At 70.3% G+C, this 22510-nt stretch carries 19 protein-coding genes; 14 read left to right on the top strand and 5 right to left on the bottom strand.

Going from position 1 to position 22510, the window contains the following annotated elements; genetic code table 11:
- Positions 1 to 75 precede the first annotated feature (75 nt).
- A complete protein-coding gene (locus tag ACOJUJ_RS01765; RefSeq protein WP_420125122.1) occupies positions 76 to 1233 on the top strand; it encodes an aminotransferase class V-fold PLP-dependent enzyme in 1158 nt (385 codons plus the stop codon).
- 54 nt (positions 1234 to 1287) lie between these two features.
- On the opposite strand, the gene ACOJUJ_RS01760 is transcribed toward ACOJUJ_RS01765, so the two are convergent.
- The 3 genes from ACOJUJ_RS01760 to ACOJUJ_RS01750 form a co-directional block, all read right to left on the bottom strand.
- Positions 1288 to 1872, bottom strand: coding sequence for a PIN domain-containing protein (locus tag ACOJUJ_RS01760; RefSeq protein ID WP_420125121.1), 585 nt, complete (start codon positions 1870 to 1872; stop codon positions 1288 to 1290).
- Positions 1872 to 2354, bottom strand: a complete 483-nt coding sequence (locus ACOJUJ_RS01755; protein WP_420125120.1) for a helix-turn-helix domain-containing protein — start codon at positions 2352 to 2354, stop codon at positions 1872 to 1874. Before ACOJUJ_RS01755 ends, ACOJUJ_RS01760 begins: the two co-directional genes overlap by 1 nt.
- Positions 2355 to 2696: 342 nt before the next feature.
- A complete protein-coding gene (locus tag ACOJUJ_RS01750; RefSeq protein WP_420125119.1) occupies positions 2697 to 6806 on the bottom strand; it encodes an ATP-binding protein in 4110 nt (1369 codons plus the stop codon).
- Here ACOJUJ_RS01750 and ACOJUJ_RS01745 point away from each other — a divergent pair.
- The 11 genes from ACOJUJ_RS01745 to ACOJUJ_RS01695 all read left to right on the top strand — a co-directional run bounded on the left by ACOJUJ_RS01745 (position 6799) and on the right by ACOJUJ_RS01695 (position 19311).
- Positions 6799 to 7542 carry a creatininase family protein gene (locus ACOJUJ_RS01745; protein WP_420125118.1) on the top strand — a complete coding sequence of 248 codons (744 nt, stop codon included), beginning with the start codon at positions 6799 to 6801 and terminating at the stop codon, positions 7540 to 7542. The genes ACOJUJ_RS01750 and ACOJUJ_RS01745 overlap by 8 nt on opposite strands.
- Before the next feature lie 612 nt (positions 7543 to 8154).
- On the top strand, positions 8155 to 8859 hold the full coding sequence (locus tag ACOJUJ_RS01740; protein WP_420125117.1) for a hypothetical protein: 705 nt from the start codon (positions 8155 to 8157) through the stop codon (positions 8857 to 8859).
- Between the two features lie 690 nt (positions 8860 to 9549).
- The gene (locus ACOJUJ_RS01735) at positions 9550 to 10251 is read left to right on the top strand and encodes a YIP1 family protein (protein WP_420125116.1); all 702 of its coding nucleotides are present in this window, start codon (positions 9550 to 9552) and stop codon (positions 10249 to 10251) included.
- A gap of 91 nt (positions 10252 to 10342) precedes the next feature.
- Positions 10343 to 11851 carry a TolC family protein gene (locus ACOJUJ_RS01730; protein ID WP_420125115.1) on the top strand — a complete coding sequence of 503 codons (1509 nt, stop codon included), beginning with the start codon at positions 10343 to 10345 and terminating at the stop codon, positions 11849 to 11851.
- 43 nt (positions 11852 to 11894) lie between these two features.
- On the top strand, positions 11895 to 13217 hold the full coding sequence (locus ACOJUJ_RS01725; protein ID WP_420125114.1) for an efflux RND transporter periplasmic adaptor subunit: 1323 nt from the start codon (positions 11895 to 11897) through the stop codon (positions 13215 to 13217).
- The gene (locus ACOJUJ_RS01720; protein WP_420125113.1) at positions 13214 to 13957 is read left to right on the top strand and encodes an ABC transporter ATP-binding protein; all 744 of its coding nucleotides are present in this window, start codon (positions 13214 to 13216) and stop codon (positions 13955 to 13957) included. The genes ACOJUJ_RS01725 and ACOJUJ_RS01720 overlap by 4 nt, the downstream gene beginning before the upstream one ends.
- Before the next feature lie 3 nt (positions 13958 to 13960).
- Positions 13961 to 15205, top strand: coding sequence for an ABC transporter permease (locus ACOJUJ_RS01715; RefSeq protein ID WP_420125112.1), 1245 nt, complete (start codon positions 13961 to 13963; stop codon positions 15203 to 15205).
- A gap of 10 nt (positions 15206 to 15215) precedes the next feature.
- On the top strand, positions 15216 to 16454 hold the full coding sequence (locus ACOJUJ_RS01710) for an ABC transporter permease (RefSeq protein ID WP_420125111.1): 1239 nt from the start codon (positions 15216 to 15218) through the stop codon (positions 16452 to 16454).
- A 529-nt stretch (positions 16455 to 16983) separates the two neighbouring features.
- On the top strand, positions 16984 to 18228 hold the full coding sequence (locus tag ACOJUJ_RS01705; RefSeq protein WP_420125110.1) for an NAD(P)/FAD-dependent oxidoreductase: 1245 nt from the start codon (positions 16984 to 16986) through the stop codon (positions 18226 to 18228).
- Positions 18229 to 18316: 88 nt separating this feature from the next.
- Positions 18317 to 18808 carry an acyl-CoA thioesterase gene (locus ACOJUJ_RS01700; RefSeq protein ID WP_420125109.1) on the top strand — a complete coding sequence of 164 codons (492 nt, stop codon included), beginning with the start codon at positions 18317 to 18319 and terminating at the stop codon, positions 18806 to 18808.
- Between the two features lie 236 nt (positions 18809 to 19044).
- Positions 19045 to 19311 carry a Sec-independent protein translocase subunit TatA/TatB gene (locus ACOJUJ_RS01695; RefSeq protein WP_420125108.1) on the top strand — a complete coding sequence of 89 codons (267 nt, stop codon included), beginning with the start codon at positions 19045 to 19047 and terminating at the stop codon, positions 19309 to 19311.
- Positions 19312 to 19688: 377 nt separating this feature from the next.
- Here ACOJUJ_RS01695 and ACOJUJ_RS01690 read toward each other — a convergent pair whose 3' ends face one another.
- Positions 19689 to 19997 (bottom strand): hypothetical protein, encoded by a 309-nt coding sequence (locus ACOJUJ_RS01690; RefSeq protein WP_420125107.1) that lies wholly within the window; start codon positions 19995 to 19997, stop codon positions 19689 to 19691.
- Positions 19998 to 20210: 213 nt separating this feature from the next.
- Here ACOJUJ_RS01690 and ACOJUJ_RS01685 point away from each other — a divergent pair, with 213 nt between their 5' ends.
- Both ACOJUJ_RS01685 and ACOJUJ_RS01680 read left to right on the top strand, forming a co-directional pair.
- Positions 20211 to 20531 carry a hypothetical protein gene (locus ACOJUJ_RS01685; RefSeq protein ID WP_420125106.1) on the top strand — a complete coding sequence of 107 codons (321 nt, stop codon included), beginning with the start codon at positions 20211 to 20213 and terminating at the stop codon, positions 20529 to 20531.
- Between the two features lie 26 nt (positions 20532 to 20557).
- The gene (locus ACOJUJ_RS01680) at positions 20558 to 20914 is read left to right on the top strand and encodes a hypothetical protein (protein ID WP_420125105.1); all 357 of its coding nucleotides are present in this window, start codon (positions 20558 to 20560) and stop codon (positions 20912 to 20914) included.
- Positions 20915 to 21022: 108 nt separating this feature from the next.
- Here the strand turns inward: ACOJUJ_RS01680 and ACOJUJ_RS01675 are convergent, their stop codons facing one another.
- Positions 21023 to 22099, bottom strand: coding sequence for a hypothetical protein (locus tag ACOJUJ_RS01675; protein ID WP_420125104.1), 1077 nt, complete (start codon positions 22097 to 22099; stop codon positions 21023 to 21025).
- Between the last annotated feature and the right edge of the window lie 411 nt (positions 22100 to 22510).

The following is a 22510-nucleotide window of genomic DNA, read 5'->3' as shown; positions in this document are numbered from 1 at the left end:
CGGCCACTCGCGGTCTTCATCCCGCCACGCTACTCTGCTGCGCCGACGCAGTGAAACCCATCCGCCGATCAGACCATGCTCACCAGCCAGCGCCACCTGTTCTCGCTCCCGGAAGGTGAGCACTACCTGAACTGCGCGTACCTCAGCCCGCTCGCGCGCCCGGTGGAGGAGGCGGGGATCGCCGCGCTGCTGCGCCGCCGCGACCCTACCAGCATCCGCCCGGCCGACTTCTTCACCGACGCCGACCAGGCGCGAGCACTGTTCGCGAGGCTGGTCAACGCGCCCGATCCCTCGCGCGTGGCGTTCGTCCCCGCCGTCTCGTACGGCATGGCGGCCGTGGCGAAGAACCTGTTGTTGCGCGCGGGGCAGAACGTGGTGGTGGCGCATGCGCAGTTTCCCAGCAACGTGTACCCGTGGCGCCGCCTGTGCGCGGATACGGGTGCGGAGATGCGCGCGGTTGAGCCGCCCGCCGGCAGCCCGCGGCGCGGCGAAGAGTGGAACGCGCGGCTGCTGCAGGCTATCGACGGCGACACCGCGCTGGTCGCGCTGGGCAACGTGCACTGGGCCGACGGCACGCGCTTCGACCTGGAGCGCATTGGCGCGCGGGCGCGGGAGGTGGGCGCGATGTTCGTGATCGACGCCACGCAGTCCGTGGGCGCCATGCCCTTCGACCTGCAGCGCATTCAGCCCGACGCGCTGGTCTGCGCCACGTACAAGACCATGATGGGGCCGTACGGACTGGGCGTGGCGTGGTACGGCCCACGCCTGGACGGCGGGCGGCCGCTGGAGGAAACGTGGCTGGGCCGGCTGGGGAGCGAGGATTTCTCCGCGCTGGTGGATTACGAGGACGAGTACCAGCCCGGCGCCGCGCGCTATGACATGGGCGGCCGCGCCAGCCTGGTGTACATGCCCATGCTGATCGCCTCGCTGGAGATGCTGCTGGGGTGGGGTCCGGAGAACGTGCAGGCGTACTGCCGCGCGCTGATGGCCGATGCCGTCGCCGAGGCGCGGGCGCTGGGGTACGTGGTAGAGGATGAGGCGTGGCGCGGCTGGCACATGTTCGGCCTGCGGTTGCCGGAGCGGGTGGATGCCGCGCGCCTGCAGGCCCTGCTCCGCGAGCGCCGCGTCACCGTCTCGCTGCGCGGCGACGCCGTGCGCGTGGCGCCCAACGTCTACAACGAGCCGGCGGACGTCGCCGCGCTGCTCGACGCGCTCCGAGCCGCCGCCGCCTGATCTCCGCCCACCGCACCGTCGAAAGAGACGCGCCTCCCGTCCGAGGGAGGCGCATTACGCCGGCATCATCGCCGCGAATCCTGCCGCGAGCAGCCTGCGGGCGGTTCGCGGCAGCTCCGCGTGCGTGCGTAGGGAATCCAGGTAACGTTCGGGCGCAAGAGGAGCGCGGCGCAAGGAAAGGCGATGCCGTTCCGCCGCCGCGAGCACCGCCGGCGCGTCCCTGCGCCAAAGCCTGACGATGAACACATCCGGATCCAGCGGCCGGATGCCGAACGGCCGGAGCACCGCTGGCGGAAAATGCTTCGCGTTGCGGGTGATGATGAACTCCGCCTCGTGGTGCACCGCCAGCGCGATCACGTGGCGGTCGCCCTCGTCCGGCAGCACCAGCCCGTCCGCCGCGCCCTCGTAGCCGGTTCCCCACGCCTCGGGAAACGCAGCCCGCATCTGCCCGGACAGGTGCCCGCACTGCGCGTCCGTCAGCCCGGCGCGCAGGCGCAGGTTGCGCACGCACTCGCCGACGATCTGCTCGGACCACAGGGGCTCGAACAGGCCGTCGACGGCAAGGTGCAGCAGCAGGTTGCGAAGCTGGAAGGGAAAGAGAACGTTGGCGTCCAGCACCGCTGCCGGTGCGGGCCGCATCAGTAGCCCAGGCCCAGCCGGTCGGTGTAGTCGGCCGACTCCTCAAGCGCGCGCAGCTTTTCGGCGCGCGAGGGCATGGCGCCCTGCCCCATACGCGCCTTGTAGGCGAGCAGGTCGAGCGTGGGCACGCGACGGTGCGTCCCCACCCGGCGAAAGGGGATGGCGCCCTTTTCGAGCAGGTCGATGAGCGTGGGCCGCGACATGCCCAGAATGCGCGCTGCCTGGCTGGTAGACACTTCTTCCTCCCCGCTGGCGATGGTGTGAACCGCGACCGCGTGCCCCTGCGAAAGGTCGTCGAGAATGCGGATGAGCAGCCGGGCTACCGGCCGTGGCACCTCCAACCGCTCGATGTGCACGGTACCGGATGCATCCTGCGTTTCCGGCGCCTCCCGCACCGCATCGGCGACGATTCCATGCGCTCGAAGCGCCGCCTGTGAGAGCTGCGCATCGGGCTCGATGACGCCGATGGGTTCTGCGACCATTGGGCACTGTTTCCGGTTCAGAAAACTTCCGCCTCAAACGTAATCAACATCTACACTATTCGCAATATCCGCAGCAAACGCAAATCGAATAGAGCATCCTTGGACGCTTGGTTACCGAGCCTCACGAGAGGTCTCTGCCGCACCTCCGAGACCACCTGTGGCTCATTCCAAGCGCCCCCGTTCCGCCTCCCGCGCGCACTCCCGCACTCCCGCATTCCCGCACTCCCGCATTCCCGCACTCCCGCACTCCCGCACTCCCGCACTCCCGCACTCCCGCACTCCCGCACTCCCGCACTCCCGCACTCCCATCACACCATCACACCATCACACCCGTCCACCCCTTCACCCGTTCACCACCCGCAGACGCAGGTGCACCGTCGTCCCCTGCCCCGGCATCGAATCCACCGTCACCTCCCCGCCCCACGCCTCCACCAGCCGCTTCACGATGGCCAGCCCGAGACCCGTGCCGCTGCTGCGCGTGGAGAACTGCGGCTCGAAGATGCGCGGCAGCGACTCGGCCGGAATGCCCTCGCCGGAATCCGCCACGTCCACATGCAGCCACTGCCCGCCGCCCGCCGGCACCGCCGCAATGCGCACCGACCCGCCGCCGTCCAGCGCCGCCCTCGCGTTCTCCAGCACGTTCAGCAGCACCTCTTTCAGCTCGCCGGAGCGGGCCAGCACGCGCGGCAGCTCCGGCGGAACGTCGAGCACGTACTCGATACCGTCGTGGCCGCCGCGGTACAGGGCCAGCGTGTCCTCGGCCACGCGGCGCACGTCTACCGGCTCCACGGGAGTGCCTTGCTCCGCCGGCGCGCCAAAGCGGGCGAACGCGCGGCTGATCTCGCCCAGGTGGTCGATCTCCTGAAGGATGGAGGCGACGTTGCGGTCCAGGATGGTGCCAAAGTCGTCGCGGCCGTCCGCGTACGCGCGGCGAAGGTGCTGCACCGCCAGCTTGATGGGCGTGAGCGGGTTCTTGATCTCGTGCGCCACCTGCCGCGCCATCTCGCCCCAGGCCAGCACGCGCGCGGAGGTGATCTCGCGCGTCACGTCCTCCACCACCAGCACCGCGCCACGCGGCCCGTCCGTGTGCAGGCTGCGCATCCGCAGGCGGATCGTGCGTCCCTCCACCTCGCGCTCCTCCACCCGCTCGCGCGCGCCGGAGGCCAGAAAGTCGCGCAGCGTGGCCGCGACCGCCGCCTGCACCGGCTCGTCCTCCGGGATCCGCGAGCCGACGGGTACCTCCGCGCCCAGGATCTGCCCCGCGCGGGGGTTGATCAGCTGCACGCGCCCGGTGGCGTCCAGCGCCAGCACGCCCGTCCCCGCCTCGGAGACGATCGCCTCCGTACGCCGCGTCTCGCGGACAAGGGCGGTGCGGGCCTGGCGCAGACTGCGCACCATGCGGTTGAACGAGCGGTACACGCGGCCGAACTCGTCCCGCCGGCCCGAGGGCAGCCGCACGGACAGGTCGCCCGCGCCCACCGCCGTCGCCGCGCCGGAAAGCGCCTCGATCGGCCGCGACAGCGCGCGTCCCACCAGGAGGGAAAGGACGATGGAGAGCGCCGCGCCCATCAGCCCCGCCAGCGCCACCACGTCCGCCAGCTCCTGCTGCCGGCGCGCGATCTCGCCCGTGGCCAGCGGCGTGGGCGAGGCCAGCACCTGCCGGTCGCCGAAGCGGCGGTAGGCGACGAGGTACTCGTGGCTGGCCAGCTCGCGGTTCTCCGTGCGCTCCACCGCCTCGCCCACGGCAAAGTCCAGGAAAACGGGCGGCGGCAGCCAGGCGTGGTACAGCCCCAGGTCGATCACCTCCGGCGTCGCGGCCTGGGAAAGCACGCCGTCGCGGTACAGCAGCAGGTCCGCGCCCACGTGCCGCGCCAGGTCGCCCAGCGGCTGGCCGTGCGCCTCGTTCTCCGCCTGGGTGAGCGCCCGCTCCGCCAGCGCCGCCGCCGTCCGCTCCACCTCCCGCGACAGCGCGCGGTACGCAGTGGCGCCGAACGCCGCCATGGGCAGAAGGAAGAAGACGAACAGCGCGCCCGTCAGCCGGCCGCGGAAGGTGAACAGCCACCCCCACTGCGCGCGGTCCACCCCCAGCGGCTCGCCGCAGAGCGTCCGCGCCAGCGCCCACAGCGCCGTCGCCACGACGACGACCATCACCAGCGCCAGCAGCCCGCGCGCGAACAGGATGAAGCGCGAGGGCGTGGGCACCAGCATGTGCGCGTGCATCGCCGCGCCGGGGAACGTCACGCTCGTTTCGCTGCGCCACCCGTCCTCCGTCCGCACCCAGAGCATCGCGGGCCCGGGGGGCGCGGCGTGCGCCGTCGCGGGAACCAGCGACAGCGTCGCCGCGCCCACGCCGGTGTCCGCCGGCTTCTCGGGATCCAGGAACCGGGCCAGCGAAGTCGACCTTCCCAGGTACGCGCGCGGCGGGACGGCGACGGACACGCTCTGCCCCGCCGTCAGGGGCACCACCAGCAGGTAGTACAGTCCGGGAACGTTGGTCACCCGCTCCAGCCGTGGCTCCTCTGCCCCGCGCGCCGCCTCCAGCAACTGCGCCACGCGCTCCGCCGGCACCGCCGCGTCGGCCAGGCGCAGCTCCGTGGCCGCGATGCCGTCCTGCCACAGCGTCACGCGGCCCTCGTACCCCTCCCGCGCCAGCCCCGCCTCCACCCACGCCTGGTACAGCAGGCTCACCCCGCGCCGCCCTTCCGCGTCCAGCCGCAGCACCTGCTCGCTGAACTGGCGGAGGAGAAAGTCCAGGAACGGGTCCGCCTGCGTCCCCAGCCGCGCGATCTCGCGCTCGGAAACGCGCAGCCGCTCGTTCAGGTGCATGGTCCACAGGGTGCTCAGCGCCAGCGTCGCCGCGATCCACCCCGCGCACACCCAGGGGAGCAGCGCGCCGCGGCGGATCTCGCTCCGCGGCACGGCGGCGCACGCGATCCCGAACGGCGCCGCCCACAGCGCCGCCGCCCAGAACGGCACCTCGCGCCCCGGCCGCCACCAGGCCGCGACCAGGCCGAGCGCCATCACTCCCGCAAGGACGAGCGCCGCCACCACCAGCTCCGGCCGCACCCGCGCGTCCCCGTCCGCCCGCCGGCCCAGCAGGACGAAGAGGGGGATGGCCCCCAGCAGCGCCAGCGCCACCACCAGCGGCGCTCCCCCGGCCGCGCGGTCGGCCAGCACCCCCGCCGCCACCGACGCGCGCACCAGCGCCAGCGCCCCCGCCAGCGCCGCCCCCGCCAGGATGATGCGCACGCCGATCGGCAGGCGGTCCGCCGCCTTCGCCGGCTGCAGCCGCGCCAGCAGCCAGACGGCCAGCCCCAGCAGCACCACCAGCAGCTGCCCCAGCGTCACGTCGCCGGGAAAAGGAAGGACAAAGCGTACGGGAGAAAAGGCGCTCTGCGCCCCCGAGGTCCCCTCCAGCACCTCGCCCATGGGGATCAGCACCAGCGACAGCGTCAGCACCGCCACGGGAAGCCCCGGCGGGCGGGACGCGCCGCGGTACCAGGCGATCGCCAGCAGCATCGCCGCCACCAGCCAGGCGCCCGCCACCTCCCAGCGCCCGTGGCGCGAGACGCGGTCGCGCCAGCGGTCCTGCGTAAGCGCCTCGAAGACGCCGCTCAGGATGGTGTCGTTTTCCGTCGTCCAGTCCCAGATGTCGTCGCCCTGGGCCAGCGCGGGGGTGGTGAAGGTGGGCACCACGCCGTTGCGCCGGGCGAAGCGGTCGGCGTACGGCTCCGTCCCCTCCCCCACCTCCACGTGCGCGTCCAGCAGCATGGCCGCCACCGCCACGTTGCCGCTTCTCAGCCGCTCCGCGAAGTACACGTATCCAAAGAGCGGCCCGGACGAGAAGGACGATTCCACCAGCCCCCGGCGCACCGAGTCCGGCACCATCCCCCGGTGCTCCCCCGCCCACACCAGCGGCGATCCGTCCGCGCGGTAGACGGCCAGCGCCGCCATCCCCGTCCGCCTCCGCGTCTCGTCCAGCCGGGCGAACAGGGCGGCGTTCACCCGCGTCCGCGGCCCCACCAGGTCCGCCGCGCCCAGCACCGCCTCGCCGCCGCGGTCGAACAGGCGGTTCAGGTCGGCGTGCACCCGCGTCCCCGCGATCGAGTCGACCGCGGCGCGCACGTTGCCCCAGTCCGTCGACACCCGCACCAGCCGGTACTGCGTACGCGCCGCCAGGGCGAGGGTCACGGCCATCGCCAGGGCGCCGGCGATGCGCCAGGGGCGGCCGGCGGAGCGGGCCAGCACCGCCCACGCGCCCGCCGCGACCGCCGCCGCGGGGATCCAGCCGGGGGTAAGCCGCTGCAGCCATACGGCCAGCAGCAGCAGCGCAATCCACCCCCCCGCCCACCCCGCCGCATCCCCGTTCAAGCGGGACGATCGGCGCGGCGGCGCGGACGGTGCGGCTTGCGCCTGCGCCGGTTCACCCGCTAGCGTCGTTTCGATGCTCAAGCCCATGCGCTCCTACGCCATCAGCGAACTGCCGTGGACGGACGTCCGCGCCCACCTGAAGCACGACCGCCGGCTCATTCTGCCGGTGGGCGCGTGCGACCAGTCGGGTCCGCACCTGCCCGTGGGCGCCGGCACCTGCGTGGCCGAGGCGCTTGCGCGCGACCTGTCGCAGGAGTTTGGCGTGCTGCGCGCGCCCACCTTTCACTACGGCGTCAACATCCCCGGCGAGGACGCGTACGCCGGCACCGCCGCCCTGCGCGCCAAGACGCTGCACCGGGCCCTCAACGAGTTGCTGGCCGTGTGGTCGTCGCAAGGGTTCGACGAGTTCATCGCCATCACCGCCAACGCGCACGTGCCGCACGCCGAAGCCATCGCCACCCTGCGGGCCCCCACGGGCCGCGTGCGCGTGGTCGAGGCGCTGAACGTGGACCTGTCCGCGCTGCTGGACGGCGCCACCCACCAGGAGCACGCCGACGAGGCGCTTACCTCGCTGCTGCTGCACCTGCGGCCGGACGCCGTGCTCATGGACCGGATCAAGGACCCCACGGAGGACCCCCGAAAGGTCCGAAAGTTCGTCGTTGGGCGGCTGCGGCGCATCCCCCCCGCCAGCCGGGGCACGCTGGGCAGCGCCGCGCTGGCCACGCACGAGAAGGGGCGGCTGATCTACGAGCACATCCTTCAGAAGATCCGCCTCAAGGTATTCATCGCCCCCCCGCCCGACGAGGACGAGGAGTAGCTTCGTCTCTGTGTACGGCGTAACTTCAAGGGATGAAGGGCGTTGGGTTGGGCGTGCCCCTCCGCTGCGCTCCGGGTCGGGCTGCGCGCGCCGTAGGCAACGATACAACGGTTGCCAACGGCGCCGAGCCCCCGGCGCGCACCGGCCTCGTCACGTTTCCTCCAGTCTCGTGCATGCGCGCCGGGTTCTCGGCCCTGCGGGCGCGCATCCCTCACGCGACGGCCTCCTTTTCGGCGGAGGGTGGAGCGTGCGGCTGGCGCTCGCCTCTCGCAAGCTCCCGTACAACCTGCGTCGCGGAGAGGTGACGCGCACCTTTCGCCCGGCGCCGCACGAAACGGCGGACGCCACCGTGCCTGTCGAAACGGGATCGACGTCTCCCCTCTCCGCGAGGAACGAGCGGGGAGGGGCCGGGGGAGGGGCACCGCGGACGCAGTTCGATCCCGTTCGCCGAGCCTCGATCCCGACGCCTCGATCCGCCTCCTAAATCCGCTTCGCACCTCGTCTTCAACCGCATCCTCCCCACCCCGCGCCGAAACCCGTGCCTCCCCGCGGGGTACGGAGCGTGCGGACCGACGCCGCCGCGTCTTGCGGCGGCCATCCAACGAGGAATCGATGAAGATCAGCCAGAAGCTCATCCCGTATACCTTCGCCCTGCTGGGGCTTGCCCTTGCCGCACCGGTGGAAGCGTGGGCGCAGCAGGTGGACAGCGGCACCTTTGTGGTTTACGTGGAGGACCGCCAGGTGGGGACCGAGCAGTTTCTCATCACCCAGGCAGGCACCGGCGCGGGAGCGGAGCTGGTGGCCACTGGAAAGGTGCGGGTGCAGCTGCCCGAGGGCAGCCTGGACCTGGAGCCGCGCCTCACCACGCGCGGCGTGGGCGCCGACCCGGTCAACTACCAGGTGAACGTGGGCGGCAGCTCGCCCAGCCGCGTGGTGGGCACCGTGAGCGGCAGGCGGTTCAGCGCCAAGATCGGCAACGCGTCGGGCGAGCAGCTTCGGGAGTACCTGGCCAGCGAGGGCGCGGTGGTGCTGGATCCGGGGGTAGCGCACCACTACCAGTTCCTGGCGCAGCGCACGCACCAGGGCCGTGTTCCCGTCATCGTTCCCCGCGAGAACCGGCAGGTGATGGCCACCGTCGCCAGCCGTGGCGAGGAGGCGGTCACCGTCGGCGGCGTGGAGGCGACGCTCTTTCACCTGATCGTGCAGCCCGAGGGCGGCGACGAGCGCCACGTGTGGGTCGACGCGCTCAACCGAGTGGTGCGCGTGGAGATCCCCGCGCGCGCCTACCGCGCCGAACGCACGCGAATGCCGCGCTGACACGCCGCCGTACGCAGAGCATCGACCGAAGGAGCGCCGGTACCGAACACCGGCGCTCCTTTTTTTCCTCCTCTCGTGTGGATGATCGTCATCGCGCCGTTCCCTTTGATGCTCAATCCGGCTAGACGCCTAACCCCAAGTCGGACTACGGGAAACAGAGGTCAGGGTACAGAGGAACAGACAACAGGCAGAGGAACAGAGGACGGAATGCGGATCACATCTGTTCCTCTGGCTGTTCTCGGTCCCTCGGTACCTTCCCATGTTTGTTTTCCGGATTCCGTACTGATCCTGATGATGTCGCGATCCGCAGCCGGGCTTCCCATGTGTCGGGTGATGATGGGGTGGTCGACGAGGCACGATCTTCTGTAGGCGTCTCGGGAACGCGAAAGAGACGGAATGCGGCAGGGGGCCATGAGAATTTTTTTGGAGAGGCATGCGGATCGGTGGATGACCTATGAAACGCACGGAAACGTGTCGATCGCACCCACCTGATGCGCGATCTGGAAAACCGTCCACCCGCTCCACCATCATGGGCGTCGCGCGATCCGCATCGCCATCCAGAGCTGCCGCGCAACTTCATCCTCCACCCGTCCGTATCCACCCGCGGCCGGATCGATCAGCACGCTACCGGCCGTAACCCGGCGCCATTAGCTTAGGCGCATCCACTCCCCCCATCCGGAGGTCCCCCCCATGTCCGACACGCTCACCGCGGCACCGCCCGCCCTGCAGGAACCCCACGCCGGCTCGTTCCCGCGCCGGGTGATGGACACGTTCTTTTCACCCGTGGCGCTGTTCAGCCGCTTTGGCGCGCGGCCGCCGTGGGTGGACGTGATGCTGGTTTCCGTGGTGCTGGGCGTGATCGGGCTCGCGCTCATCCCCCAGAACGTATGGATGAACACCATGGAAGAGGCCATGCGCCAGCGCGGCCAGGAGGTGCCCGCCGGAATGGACCCGGAGGCCATGGCCAGGATGCAGCGCATGTTCGGCATTGGAGGCGGCGCCATCATGCCGTGGATCTTTCTGCCCATCCAGGCGGGGATCATGGTGCTGCTGTTCAACGTGATCCTGGGCGGCAACGCGACCTTTCGCCAGTACGTGAGCGTGATCGCGCACGCCAGCCTGATCGGCGTGGTGGGGCAGCTGGTGTCGCTCCCCATCATCCTGCAGAAGGGGGTGATGCAGGGGATCACACTGGGCGCGCTGGTGGGCGGGATGGACCGGGATTCGTTCGTCTACCAGTTCCTGAACGCCTGGAACGTGTTCTTCGTGTGGCAGGTGGTGGTGCTGGCGCTGGGCGCCGCCGCGCTGAACCGCCGCGTGAGCACCGGAACGGCCGTGGGTGTGCTGCTGGCCCTGTACGCCGTGGTTGCCCTCATCATCGCCGCGATCTGAAACCAATCTCGGGGCGGCCCGTAGTGCGGCCAGCGGCCCACCGCGCCGCCCCATCTCTCGCAGGACCCATCACCGACGGACATCTCGACCCATGTCGACTCAACGCCTTGCCCGCGCCGCGGGCCTTTCGCTGCTGGCTGCACTGGCCTCCGCGCCCGTTCGCGCGCAGCAGACGCCGCCTTCGCCGCCGGGTCCCGTGCTCACGCTGGAGCAGGCCGTGGCCCGTGCGCGCGAAAACAACCCCGACATGCAGGCCCAGCGCAACGACACGCGCAGCACCCAGGCCGCAATCCGCAACGCACGGGCGGACTTTCTCCCCTCCGCCAGCGTAAACGCGGGCTTTGGCTACACCGCGTCGGGCGTGCAGCGCTTTGGCAGCGAGGTGTTCGGCGAGCGGCCGCAGTACTACGACAGCGACTGGCGCGTGGGGCTCAGCTACGACGTGAGCGGCGCCAAGCTCCTGCAGCCCCGCCTGGCCCGTTCGCAGCACCAGGCCGCCGAGAGCCGCATCGCCGGCTACGAGGCCGACCTGGTGATGCAGGTGCAGCAGCAGTACCTGACCGTGCTGCAGGCCGGCGAGCTGGCCGCGCAGGCGCAGCGCGAGGTGGACCGCACCCGCGAGCACGAGCGGCTGGCCAACGCCCGCCTGGAGGTGGGCTCGGGCACGCCGCTGGACGTGCGCCGCGCCCAGGTGGAGCGCGGCCGCGCCGAGGTGTCCGTGGTGCAGCAGCAGAACACGTACGAGACCGAGCTGCTGCGGCTGGGGCTGCTGATGGGCGTGGACCTGCCCGCCGGCACCCGGCTGGAAAGCGCGTTCCAGCTCTTCGAGCCCACCTGGAACGGCGACGACCTGGTGCGGATGGCGCTGGAGGCCAACCCCGGCCTGAACGCCGCCCGGGCGAACACGGGCGCCGCGCAGACCCAGGTGCGCGCCGCCCGCTCCGCCTACCTGCCCACCCTGAACTTTCAGGTGGGGCTCGCCGGCTCCGTGTACAGCGCCGGCAACATCGACCCGCTGGTTGACCAGCAGCTGAGCGGGCTGCAGAACGCCTTTGCCAGCTGCAACGAGGGAAACACCATCCGCACCGCCGTGGGCCTTACCCCCTCCAACTGCTCGCAGCTGGACGTGAACGACCCCGTGGTGCGGGCCGCCGTGCGCAGCCAGGTGGCCGCCGGCAACCCCAGCTTTCCCTTTGGCTACGAGCGGCAGCCGCTGCGGGCCTCCATGAGCATCTCGCTCCCCCTGTTCGACGGGCTCAGCCGCGAGCGCCGCATCGAGGAGGCGCGCGTGCAGGCCGACGACGCGCAACTGGCCGTGCGCGCGCAGGAGCAGCGGCTTACCCGCGACGTGCGCACCGGGCTGCTGAACGCGCAGACCGCCTACCGCACCGCCGAGCTGCAGCGCCAGGTGGCCGCGAACGCCGCCGAAGAGCTGCGGATGGCGCGCGAGCGCTTTCGCCTGGGCGCCGCCAACAGCATCGAGGTAACCGACGCGCAGACGCGCCTGTCCGAGGCCGAGCGCGCCGTGATCGACGCCGTGTACATGTACCACAAGTCCCTGGCCGCGCTCGAGGCGCTGGTCGGCCGCTCCCTTCGCTAGCCACAACCACGGGCCCCCACCCGGTAGACAGGACGATCGAATGATGTCGACGAAAAAGAAGGTGCTGATCATCGCCGGCGTGGTGATCGCCGTGGGCGCGCTGGGCGCGCTGTCCCTGCGCGGCGGCAACGACCGCGGCGTGGCGGTGAGCACCGAGGCCGTGGGCCGCCGCACGCTGGTGGAGGTGGTGACCGCCAGCGGAAAGATCGAGCCCAAGCGCAAGGTGGACATCAGCGCCGACATTAGCGGCCGCGTGGTGCAGGTGGCCGTCGAAGAAGGCCAGTGGGTGAACGCCGGCGCGCTGCTGCTGCGCATTGACCCCACCCAGTACGTGGCCGCCGTGCGCCGCGCCGAGGCCAGCGTGTCGCAGGCGCGGGCCCGCGAGGCCCAGTCGCGCGCGCAGCTCACCAAGGCGCAGGCCGACCTGCGCCGCGCCGAGCAGCTGATGCAGACCAACGAGCTGGTGAGCGCCGCCGACGTGGAAAACGCCCGCACCACCGCGCAGGTGGCCGAGCAGGAGATGCAGGCCGCCCGCTTCGCCGTAACCCAGGCCCAGGCCGCCCTCAGCGAAACCCGCGACCAGGCGTCCAAGACCACCATCGTGGCGCCGATGAGCGGCCGCGTGACCCGGCTGAACATCGAGCAGGGCGAAACGGCGGTGGTGGGGACGATGAACAACCCCGGATCGCTCCTGCTGACCATCGCCGACCTGTCGGTGATGGAGGCCAAGGTCGAGGTCGACGAGACCGACGTCCCCAACCTGACGATCGGCGACAGCGCCACCGTCAAGATCGACGCCTTTCCCAACCAGGTCTTTCCCGGCCGCGTGACGCGCATCGGCAACTCTTCCATCCAGCTGGCGGGCGCGAGCGGCCAGGGCTCAGACCAGCAGTCGGTGGACTACGAGGTCATCATCACCCTCGACAGCCCCCCCGCCGAGCTGCGCCCCGACCTGAGCGCCACCGCTGAGATCGTCACCGAGACCCGGGCCAACGCGCTCAGCGTCCCCATCCTGGCCCTGACGGTGCGCGACGCCGACGGAAAGAAGTTCAAGGTCAGCGACGACGAAAAGGACAACCCCGACCAGGCGGCCGTCCGCGCGCGCGGGGACGAAGAAGAGATCGAGGGCGTGTTCGTGGTGCGCGACGGCAAGGCCGAGTGGGTGCCGGTGACCATCGGCATCGCCGGTGACCGCTACTTCGAGGTGGTGCGCGGGCTGCGCGGCGGCGAGACGGTGGTCAGCGGCAGCTACGCCGTGGTGCGCGAGCTTGAGGACGAGGACGCCGTGCAGGTGCCGGTGGTGGAGGAAAAGGGCAAGGCGGGCGAAAAGGACAAGGCCAAGGGCGGGGAACGGAGGAAGGGATGAGCACGGCATCGCTGATCCACACCCGTGGGCTGGAAAAGCACTACGACCTGGGCGCGGAGACGGTGCGCGCGCTGCGCGGTGTGGACCTGGAGATCCACCGCAACGAGTACGTGGCCATCATGGGCCCGTCCGGCAGCGGCAAGAGCACCTTCATGAACCTGATCGGGTGCCTGGACACCCCCACCGCGGGCGAGTACGTGCTGAACGGGCACCCGGTGGCGGGGATGGACGAGGACGAGCTGGCGCGCGTGCGCAACAAGGAGATCGGCTTCGTCTTCCAGACCTTCAACCTGCTGCCGCGCTCCACGGCGCTCGAGAACGTGGAGCTGCCGCTGGTCTACGGCGGCGCGGGAAAGAAGGAGCGCCGCGAGCGGGCCACCGAGGCGCTGCGCCACGTGGGGCTGGGCGACCGCATGGACCACCGCCCCAACCAGCTGTCCGGCGGCCAGCGGCAGCGCGTGGCCATTGCCCGCGCGCTGGTCACGCGCCCCAGCATCATCCTGGCCGACGAGCCCACGGGCAACCTGGACTCGCAGACCAGCGAAGAGATCATGGCGCTGTTCGCCCGCCTGCACGGCGAGGGGCAGACCATCATCATGGTCACCCACGAGCCCGACATCGCCGCGCACGCGGAGCGGGTGGTGACGCTGCGCGACGGAAAGATCGCCAGCGACCGCAAGCAGGAGCCGACGGTGGCGGGGACGGCGTGGGGCACGCACCCCGTGGCCGCGGAGGTCTGAGCCATGGGCATTCGCGAGGCGCTGCGCATCGCCCTGGCCAACATCCGCTCCAACAAGCTGCGCGCCTTTTTCACCGTGCTGGGCACGGTGGTGGGCGTCACCTTTCTGATCGCCGTCATCACCCTGCTCAAGGGGATGGACGCGTACATGAAGGAGGAGTTCGCCGGCCGCCTGTTCGGGCAGAACACGGTGCTGGTGCGCCGCATTCCCGAGCTGCAGGGCCCGTCGACGGAGGAGGACTGGCGCGAGTGGCAGCGGCGCCCGCTCTTTCGCCAGCAGGACGCGGAGTGGCTGGCGGCCAACATCCGCACCCCCGGCCGGCTCAGCTACAGCTTCGACCAGCAGGCGCGGGTGGGCGACGGCAAGGGGCGCGAGGTGCAGGGGGTGAACGTCATCGGCGCGTCGGAGAACTTCTTCTCCATCCGCGAGCTGGACTTTGCCGCCGGGCGGCCGTTCTCGCGCAACGAGGCGCAGCGCGGCGTTCCCGTCATCGTGCTGGGGCAGGACGTGGCGGCGGGGCTGTTCGAGGGGCGGCCGGTGCTGGGGCAGACGGTGCGCATCGGCGGCTTTCCCTACCGGGTGATCGGGCTGCTGGAAAAGCAGGGGTCGCTGTTCGGGATGTCGATGGACCGCATGGCCATCGCCCCGGTCAAATCACCCGTGAACGGCGGCATCTTTTCCAACGCGGGCGCGGTGGAGGACATCTCGTTCAAGGTGGACCAGGCCGAGCTGATGGCGCAGGCCGAGTCGGAGATGATCGGCCTGCTGCGCACGCTGCGCCGGCTGCGGCCCAGCGAGGACAACAACTTTTCCGTGGAAACGGCCAAGGGGTCCATGGGCTTCTGGGACACCATCTCCAAGTTCATGCTCACCGTGCTTCCCATGCTGGTTTCCGTGTCGCTGCTGGTGGGCGCCGTGGTGATCATGAACATCATGCTGGTGTCGGTGTCGGAGCGCACGCGCGAGATCGGCATCCGCAAGAGCCTGGGGGCACGCCGGCGCGACATCCTGCTGCAGTTCCTGATCGAAAGCAGCACGCTCAGCGGCGTGGGCGCGGTGGTGGGGATCGCCATGGGGATCGGGCTGGCGTCGCTGGTCTCGGCCGTGTCGCCGCTGCCGGCGCGGGTGTCCACCGGATCCATTCTGCTGGGGCTGGGGCTGGGGATTGGCGTGGGGCTGGCGGCGGGCGTGTACCCGGCGTGGCGGGCCTCGCGGCTGGACCCCATCGTGGCCCTGCGGGCGGACTAGGAGGCGGACGATGAATCTCGCGAGCATGAAGGGCGGCGTGCTGATCGCCCTGGAGCAGCTGCGCAGCAACAAGGTGCGCGCCTCGCTCACCATTCTGGGCATCGTGATCGGCGTGGCCACGGTCATGACCATGGCCGCCGCCATCTCGGGCTTTCAGGGCTCCATCATGGACAGCCTGAACGCCATTGGCCCCAAGAACTTTTTCGTGGAGCGGTTCGACCAGACGCAGATCCTGATGGTGGACGACGGGGGGCCGCCGCCGTGGGAGGGCAAGCCGTCGCTCACCTTTGCCGAAGCGCAGATGCTGCGCGACCTGCCCTCCATCCGCAGCGTGGCCACCAGCGCGGGGACCAGCGGCACGGTCAAGTACCGCTCGCGGTCGGTGCCCTCGGTGCAGCTGCAGGGGTACAGCGCGCAGTGGGTGGACTACTCGCCCGGCGACTTTCTGGAAGGGCGCAACTTCCTGCCCGTGGACGAGACGCGCAGCAGCAGCGTGGCCGTGCTGAGCGACGGGCTGGCCGAAGCGCTGTTCCCCAGCGGCAGCGCGGTGGGCAAGGAGGTGCGGCTGCGGGGCCAGGCGTTTCGCGTGGTGGGCGTGTACAAGCAGAAGGAAAACATCTTCTCCGGCGCCCAGGGCAACTGGGCCATCATCCCCACCACCAGCGCCATCAAGCGGCTGGGGGCGGATCCGGAGTGGATGAACCTGCTGGTGGTGCCCGCCGCGGGCTACACGCAGGAGCAGGCGATGGACGACGTGACGTCGCGGCTGCGCCAGGCCCGCAGCCTGCGCCCCGGCGAGGAGAACAACTTCGCCGTCGTCCGGCAGGAGGCGCTGGCCGACATGGTGAACGGCATCATCCAGGTGTTCGCCATCGTCATGCTGGTGCTGGCGGGGATCGGGCTGATCGTGGGCGGCGTGGGCGTGGTGGGGATCATGATGATCTCCGTGACCGAGCGGACGCGCGAGATCGGCGTGCGCAAGGCGCTGGGGGCCACGCCGCGCGAGATCCTGTGGCAGTTCCTGGTGGAGTCGATGACGGTCACGCTCATCGGCGGCATCATCGGCCTGCTGATCGCGATGGCGGTCGCGGCGCTGATCTCGGCCGTCACCCCCATCCCCGCGGCGATCCCGCTGTGGGCCATCGCGGCGTCGCTGCTGGCGGCGGCGGTGTCGGGGATGGGCTTCGGCCTGTACCCCGCGTTCAAGGCCGCGCGGCTGGATCCGGTGGACGCGCTGCGGTACGAGTAGGCGGGGACTGCAGGGAACAGGGAATAGGGAATAGGGAATAGCCTGCGACGGCACCTGGTCGGAGAGCCCCCGGCGTCTCGCGTTTGCGCGGGAGGCCGGGGGTTCGGCATGTTGGGTGGATGCGCCGCACTCCGGCAGGCTCGAGGAGGCCCCCTCCGGGCGAGCACCACTCGCCCACCTCCCCCGAAACTGCCGGGGGGGGTTGAGGTTGGGGCTCGGTTCGGAGCGCTTTGGAAGGCTGTGCGCGGGATGGTGGGCGCCCCCCTCCCCGGCCCTCCCCCGCAAACTGCGCGGGGGAGGGAGGTGCGACGCACCTGTCGAAGCGCGATCGACGTGCTCCCCTCTCCGTGAGGAACGAACGGGGAGGGGCCGGGGGAGGGGCACCCCCGCGGACGCCAGTTCGATGCTTGTCGTCACACCTCCGACGTACACGTATCCGCCCCCCGGAACGGATCTCGCCGGTAGCCGCGCGGCACGTTGACGCGTATCATCCCGCGCGAACAATCCCCTACCAGGAGACGAGAAGCACGTGACGGACGCCGATCTGCCGATCGTGGTGGTGGGGGCCGGGGCCGCGGGGACCATGGCGGCGATCTTCGCGGCGCGCGGCGGCCGGCGTACGCTGCTGGTGGAGCGCACCCGCGACGGCGGCCGCAAGATCCTCATCAGCGGCGGCGGGCGGTGCAACGTGCTTCCCTCGCAGGTGGACGCAGGACGCTACTTTACCGAATCGTCCCGCAACTCCATGAAAAAGATGCTGCTCTCCTGGCCCCTGGAGCAGCAGCGCCGCTTTTTCGAGGACGAGGTGGGGCTGCGGCTGGTGCTGGAGCCCGAGACCGGCAAGCTGTTTCCCGAAAGCAACCGCGCCCGCGACGTCCGCGACGGCCTGCTGGCGCTCGCCCGCCGCTGCGGGGCGGAGACCCTGTTCGATACCGTCGTCGTCGGCCTGCGCCCGCCGGCGGAGGGCCAGCCGTGGAAGGTGCTGGTGGACGGCGGCCGGGAGATCGACGCCGCGGCCGTGATCCTGGCCACTGGCGGCCTGTCTGTCCCCGCCACGGGGAGCGACGGCACGGGGATGCGCATCGTGCGGCAGCTGGGGCACGGGATGCACGACACCTACGCCGCGCTCACCCCGCTTACGGCGGACCCGGCGGTGCACGCGCCGCTCGCGGGCATCTCGCTGGAGGTGACGGTGGACGCGCCGCTGGCCAAAGGAAGCCTGCGGGCGCGCGGCGGCTTTCTCTTTACCCACCGCGGCTACAGCGGCCCCACCGTGCTGGACGTGTCGCACCTGGCCGTGCGCTCCGCGCGCGAGGCCGGGCGCCGGCAGCCGGTGCTGGTGCAGTGGACGCCCATGGACGCGCGCGGCTGGGAGGCGCTGCTGCTGGAGGCGGGGCCGGGCACCATCGGCTCGCTGGTGCGGCGCCAGCTGCCGCACCGCCTGGCCGACACCCTGCTGGACGAGTGCGGCGTGGACCCCGAGCGCACCCGCTCGCAGCTGCGGCGCGACGAGCGGGCGCGGCTGGTGGAGGCGCTGGCCCGCTATCCGCTCCCCTGGACCGGCGACGAGGGGTACAAGAAGGCCGAGGTGACGGGCGGCGGCGTGCCGCTGGGCGAGGTGGACCCGCGCACGGGCGAGAGCCGGGTCGTCCCGGGCCTCTTTCTCTGCGGCGAAATCCTGGACTGCTTCGGTCCCATCGGTGGATACAACTTCTTCTGGGCCTGGGCGACGGGGCGCGCCGCGGGGCTGGGCGCGGCTGAGGTGAAGGCGTGAACGGGTGAACGGGTGAACGGGTGAACGGGTGAACGGGTGAACGGGTGAACGGGAACCGCGGCTTTCAAGGCAGAGATCCAACAGGCGAATGACGGACGTATCATCATCCAGCCAGCCCACCGTGGACTGGAGCGAGGCGGAGCGGCGGCTGCGGGCGGAGTATCCGATGGTGGTGGAGTGGCCGGTGGCGTGGGCGGAGATGGACTACTTTCGCCACGTGAACCACGCGGTGTTCTTTACCTACTTCGAGGGCGCGCGCATCGCGTACCTGGAGCGCATCGGGTTCCGCGAGCTAAGCGCGCAGCAGCAGGTGGGGCCCATCCTGGCGTCCACGCAGGCTCGCTACCGGCGGCCGGTGGTGTACCCCGACACGGTGGTGATCGGCGCGCGGGTCACGGAGGTGGGGGAGGACCGCTTCACCCAGGAGTACCGCATCGTGAGCCGCGCGCAGGGCGAGGTGGCGGCGGAGGGGGGCGGAACGCTGGTGGCGTACGACTACGCCGCCGGCCGCAAGGCGCCGCTGCCGGAGCATGTGCGGCAGGCAATCCAGGCGCTGGAAGGGGAGGCCGGCGGCGCCTGATGCCCGCCGTCCAGAGTCCGGGGATGCTCCATCGGGGGTAAGGTCCTGCCCGACAAGCATTTCCGGTTTCCCTGAAAGTGCGGCGGCACGGTTGTCGCACAGGGGTTTCGCGGTTATCTTAGGTGCACTCTGGCACGCCCTGACTGGCAGTCCCTGCCACAAGGCCGTCGGGGCGCCGGATTTTCGAATGCTTCTCACGGCGGGCTGCAGCTTCCGCTCCTTCAAGCGAGGTAACGATGGGTCTCGGTCTTGGTCCTTTCGAGCTTGTACTGATCTTCTTCGTCATGCTGCTTCTGTTCGGCGCCAAGCGGCTGCCGGAGCTGGCGAACGGGATGGGCAAGGGCATCCGCGACTTCAAGCGGGCGCTGAACGGCGTGGATGAGCAGTCCATCCAGGCCAACGCGCAGCAGAACTACCTGGCGCAGCCGGCGGTTCCCGTGCAGGGCGCCACGGTGGCCGGTGAGCCGCTCGCCGTCGAGGGCGAGCCCCGCCGCCTGTCCTGAGCCAGCGCGGCTGACCAACGAACAGCGGCCCCCGGCATCGACGCCGGGGGCCGCTTTCGTTTTGATGCGCGAGCGGCAAGAGCGGGTTCACCTCCCGAATCCGGCCGTTGATTTCCTGAGGGAGCGCCACACGGAATCCAAACTTCCACAACCGTTTGCGCGCGACCGAAGGATCTCGTCTGCCCCACGCATGGCTACGACCTGAAGCACAGAAAGCCGGCCCCGCGGTTCTGCCGGCGAGATCCTTCGGTCGGCGCTAAGTGTCTTTGTGGCAGCAGGTTCGGAGCGGCGCCTCCCTCAGGAAATCAAGCCCTTGGTCGATTCGTAAACACACTCGCAGGCCAGGAAATCACCGGCTCGGGAAGTCGGGCGACACCTTAGTCCGCGCCGTGCGCCTCCTCCACCAGTTGCGCCTCTTCCGCGGGACGCGCCACGCCGCGCGCCTTGACCAGCTCGGCGGAGCGGCAGAGCAGGTGCATGAACTCGTCGTCCCGCTCCTCCCAGCCGGCGGGGAACGGAGTCAGGCGGCGCTTCTGGTCGGCGGCCTCAAAGCAGAGCCACCCCTCCGCCATCTCCGGCGGCAGGTAGTGCTGGCGGCGCGAGCCCGACTCCACCTCGCGGCTGGGCACCACGTCCCACACCTGCCACTCGCGCCCGTCCGGATCACGGAAAACGCGCATCGCCATCAGCTTTCCCCTTTTCGTGGCCGCGACACACTCCGGCAACTGCGACGCAGGTCCGTTGCAGCAATCATCGCGCCAACTGTTTTCTCCACTCCACCAGGGAAAGAGCGGAAGTTCTCCGGACGTGGATCGTGGAAACAGATTATGCTAAGTGTTTGCGGGTATGGGCTTTGCATCAGAAAACCGGCTGCACCTTTCACTGCGACGAGAAAGGAAATGGCACTTCGCGAATTTACGGACTCGAGCGGCACCGCCTGGACGGCGTGGGACGTACCGCCGCACCGGGTGTACACGCAGAAGCGCGCGGGCACGGACCGGCGGGTGCGCGTCACCCCCGGGTGGACCCCCGAGCGGCGCGTGCGGGCGCGGCGGATGGAGCTTCGGCACCCGGAGCTGACCGGCGGCTGGGTGTGCTTTGCCAGCGAGCGCGAAAAGCGGCGCCTGTCTCCCCCGCCGGCCGAATGGGAGGCGGCTTCGGACGCGGAGCTCGAGGCGCTGTGCGCGCAGGCGCGGCAGCAGCCGGTGCCCTCGGCGTGACAGCGGCCCGGGACCTCTGACCCACCATGCCGATCCGCTCGTTCCAGACGGGAGAAGGGGTCACCTGGCAGGTGTGGAACGTCATGCCGGGGCTGCACGACGTGCACGAGCGGCGGGTGGGGTACGACCGCCGCAGCCCCGAGCCGGTAATCCGCTACACCGGCCCCGAGCGCCGCGCGAACACCGACCGGCGCAAGCCGCCGCTTTTTCTGTCCCCCCACCTGGCGACGGGGTGGCTGACGTTTGAGTGCCCCACGGAAAAGCGCCGGCTTACGCCCATCCCGCAGCACTGGGAGCAGCTTCCGGAGGCCGAGCTCGAGCGCCTGTGCGGCCAAGCCAGTCCCGTACGGCCGCTGCCGCCGGTGCCCCGCCCCAGCCCCTGACCACGCTCCGCCGCGCGGTGCGGCGCCGCTCGCCACGTCGCGGCTTCCGTTACCCTCTCCAAGCGCTTCCCGCATCCCATCCGGAATCTATCGTTTCCGGATCTGGTATCAGCGCGGCGATCGGGCGGAGATCGCCTGCGCCGTGCGTGACGTCTCCCGCGCTTGGGCCTGGGCGGCGGCGGCGTAGAGGGGGAGCAGGATGGCCAGCAGAACGGCGAAGTTCACCGCGGCGAACGCCGTACGCAGCCCCAGCTTGCGGTGAAAGGCGATTGGCGGCTGCCAGGTGGTCCCCGGCCCCTGCAGCAGAAACACGATCAGCGCGGCGTGGATCGGCGTGTGGCCAATCACCTCCAGCTTGCCGAACACCGTCGTCGTCAGGAAGAAGACGATGGTGATGACCAGCGCCAGCGGCCGCTGCAGCAGGTTGATGATGAGCAGGTAGCCCAGGCTGAACTCCACGAACGCCGCCGCCAGCAGAAAAAAGCGCATCTCCAGCCCCAGCGCGAGCTGCGGATGCTGGTCCAGCAGGTACAGCGCCCACTGCGGATACACCATCTTCTCCAGCGCCACCCAGCAGAGCGAGAACCCCACCGTGGCATACAGCGCGGGAAGCCCCGTTCCGCGCATGCGCTCGCCGCGAGCGCGGCTCACCAGCAGGTACCAGCCCGTGCCGGCAAAGAACAGGTAGTCCAGCAGGTGAAACGCGCCAAAGCGGGCCGCGCCCAGCAGGTACAGCGCGATCAGCCCGCCGCCCGCGACCGGCACCGTGCGCGGAAACAGCAGCAGCAGCGCGAGCCCAAACTGCAGCCAGCCGATCCACCCCGCCCACACGCGCAGCTCCGGCGCCAGCAGCGCGTCCGCCTGCCACGCCAGCAGCAGTGTGGCGAACACCCCGATGCGCATCACCAGCAGCGCCTCGCCGCGGCGGTCGGCCAGCCAGTCGTTCACGGCGCGGTACCACGCTGCCTCCCCCAGCCGCCGGTCCAGTGGCACCATCCCGCCGATCACCGCCATGCTGAGCAGGGTCAGCGCGTAGAACGCCGGGGTCGTCACCTGCTCCACCGTCAGCCGCGAGCCGGAAAAGCTGAACTCCGCGAACCATTTGACGTGCGCGTACGCCGGCTGCGGCACCATTGCCGCGGCCGGCCCCATCATCATCATCCACCCGTTTCCCCACATCCGCATGCGGCTTCCTCCGCTCAGAGGGTTGCCAAAGCTCCCACCAGAACCAGAGACCAATCGTCTGATACAGATTTCCATGATTCGACGTGCACGCCGAGTTCTACTGCCGGCTCACGCGGAGACGCGGAGGGCGCGGAGACGCGGAGAAAATCACGCTTCTCCGCGCCTCCGCGTGAGATGTAGTTGTAAAGGCCAGAATGCACAGCGAATGAGCAGAAACGGTATGATGTGAGAGAGTGTTGCCGAACCTCCTGATGAAAATCCCCAAAGCCCGTCATCCTTGTGTGTTGACGATGTGCTAAGTTCACCTTCGTAGGGTCAACTCGTTCATCCTGTGGTTGACCAAACCGTCCCTCAGCCTGGGTGGCCCTACGGAAGGCGGTCGCAAGAGCTCGAACAGTTGGGTGGTCAAAG

Source organism: Longimicrobium sp. (genome assembly GCF_048594345.1).
Classification (GTDB): Bacteria; Gemmatimonadota; Gemmatimonadetes; order Longimicrobiales; family Longimicrobiaceae; genus Longimicrobium.
This window is presented reverse-complemented; position numbering and strand designations above follow the sequence as displayed.

Coding starts and splice junctions, on each gene's coding strand:
- ACOJUJ_RS01690 (WP_420125107.1), bottom strand. CDS start 19,997: ATGGCGATGCGCGTTTTCCGTGATCCGGACGGGCGCGAGTGGCAGGTG.
- ACOJUJ_RS01695 (WP_420125108.1), top strand. CDS start 19,045: ATGGGTCTCGGTCTTGGTCCTTTCGAGCTTGTACTGATCTTCTTCGTC.
- ACOJUJ_RS01740 (WP_420125117.1), top strand. CDS start 8,155: ATGAAGATCAGCCAGAAGCTCATCCCGTATACCTTCGCCCTGCTGGGG.
- ACOJUJ_RS01685 (WP_420125106.1), top strand. CDS start 20,211: ATGGCACTTCGCGAATTTACGGACTCGAGCGGCACCGCCTGGACGGCG.
- ACOJUJ_RS01680 (WP_420125105.1), top strand. CDS start 20,558: ATGCCGATCCGCTCGTTCCAGACGGGAGAAGGGGTCACCTGGCAGGTG.
- ACOJUJ_RS01735 (WP_420125116.1), top strand. CDS start 9,550: ATGTCCGACACGCTCACCGCGGCACCGCCCGCCCTGCAGGAACCCCAC.
- ACOJUJ_RS01755 (WP_420125120.1), bottom strand. CDS start 2,354: ATGGTCGCAGAACCCATCGGCGTCATCGAGCCCGATGCGCAGCTCTCA.
- ACOJUJ_RS01765 (WP_420125122.1), top strand. CDS start 76: ATGCTCACCAGCCAGCGCCACCTGTTCTCGCTCCCGGAAGGTGAGCAC.
- ACOJUJ_RS01760 (WP_420125121.1), bottom strand. CDS start 1,872: ATGCGGCCCGCACCGGCAGCGGTGCTGGACGCCAACGTTCTCTTTCCC.
- ACOJUJ_RS01745 (WP_420125118.1), top strand. CDS start 6,799: ATGCTCAAGCCCATGCGCTCCTACGCCATCAGCGAACTGCCGTGGACG.
- ACOJUJ_RS01720 (WP_420125113.1), top strand. CDS start 13,214: ATGAGCACGGCATCGCTGATCCACACCCGTGGGCTGGAAAAGCACTAC.
- ACOJUJ_RS01675 (WP_420125104.1), bottom strand. CDS start 22,099: ATGCGGATGTGGGGAAACGGGTGGATGATGATGATGGGGCCGGCCGCG.
- ACOJUJ_RS01715 (WP_420125112.1), top strand. CDS start 13,961: ATGGGCATTCGCGAGGCGCTGCGCATCGCCCTGGCCAACATCCGCTCC.
- ACOJUJ_RS01700 (WP_420125109.1), top strand. CDS start 18,317: ATGACGGACGTATCATCATCCAGCCAGCCCACCGTGGACTGGAGCGAG.
- ACOJUJ_RS01730 (WP_420125115.1), top strand. CDS start 10,343: ATGTCGACTCAACGCCTTGCCCGCGCCGCGGGCCTTTCGCTGCTGGCT.
- ACOJUJ_RS01725 (WP_420125114.1), top strand. CDS start 11,895: ATGTCGACGAAAAAGAAGGTGCTGATCATCGCCGGCGTGGTGATCGCC.
- ACOJUJ_RS01710 (WP_420125111.1), top strand. CDS start 15,216: ATGAATCTCGCGAGCATGAAGGGCGGCGTGCTGATCGCCCTGGAGCAG.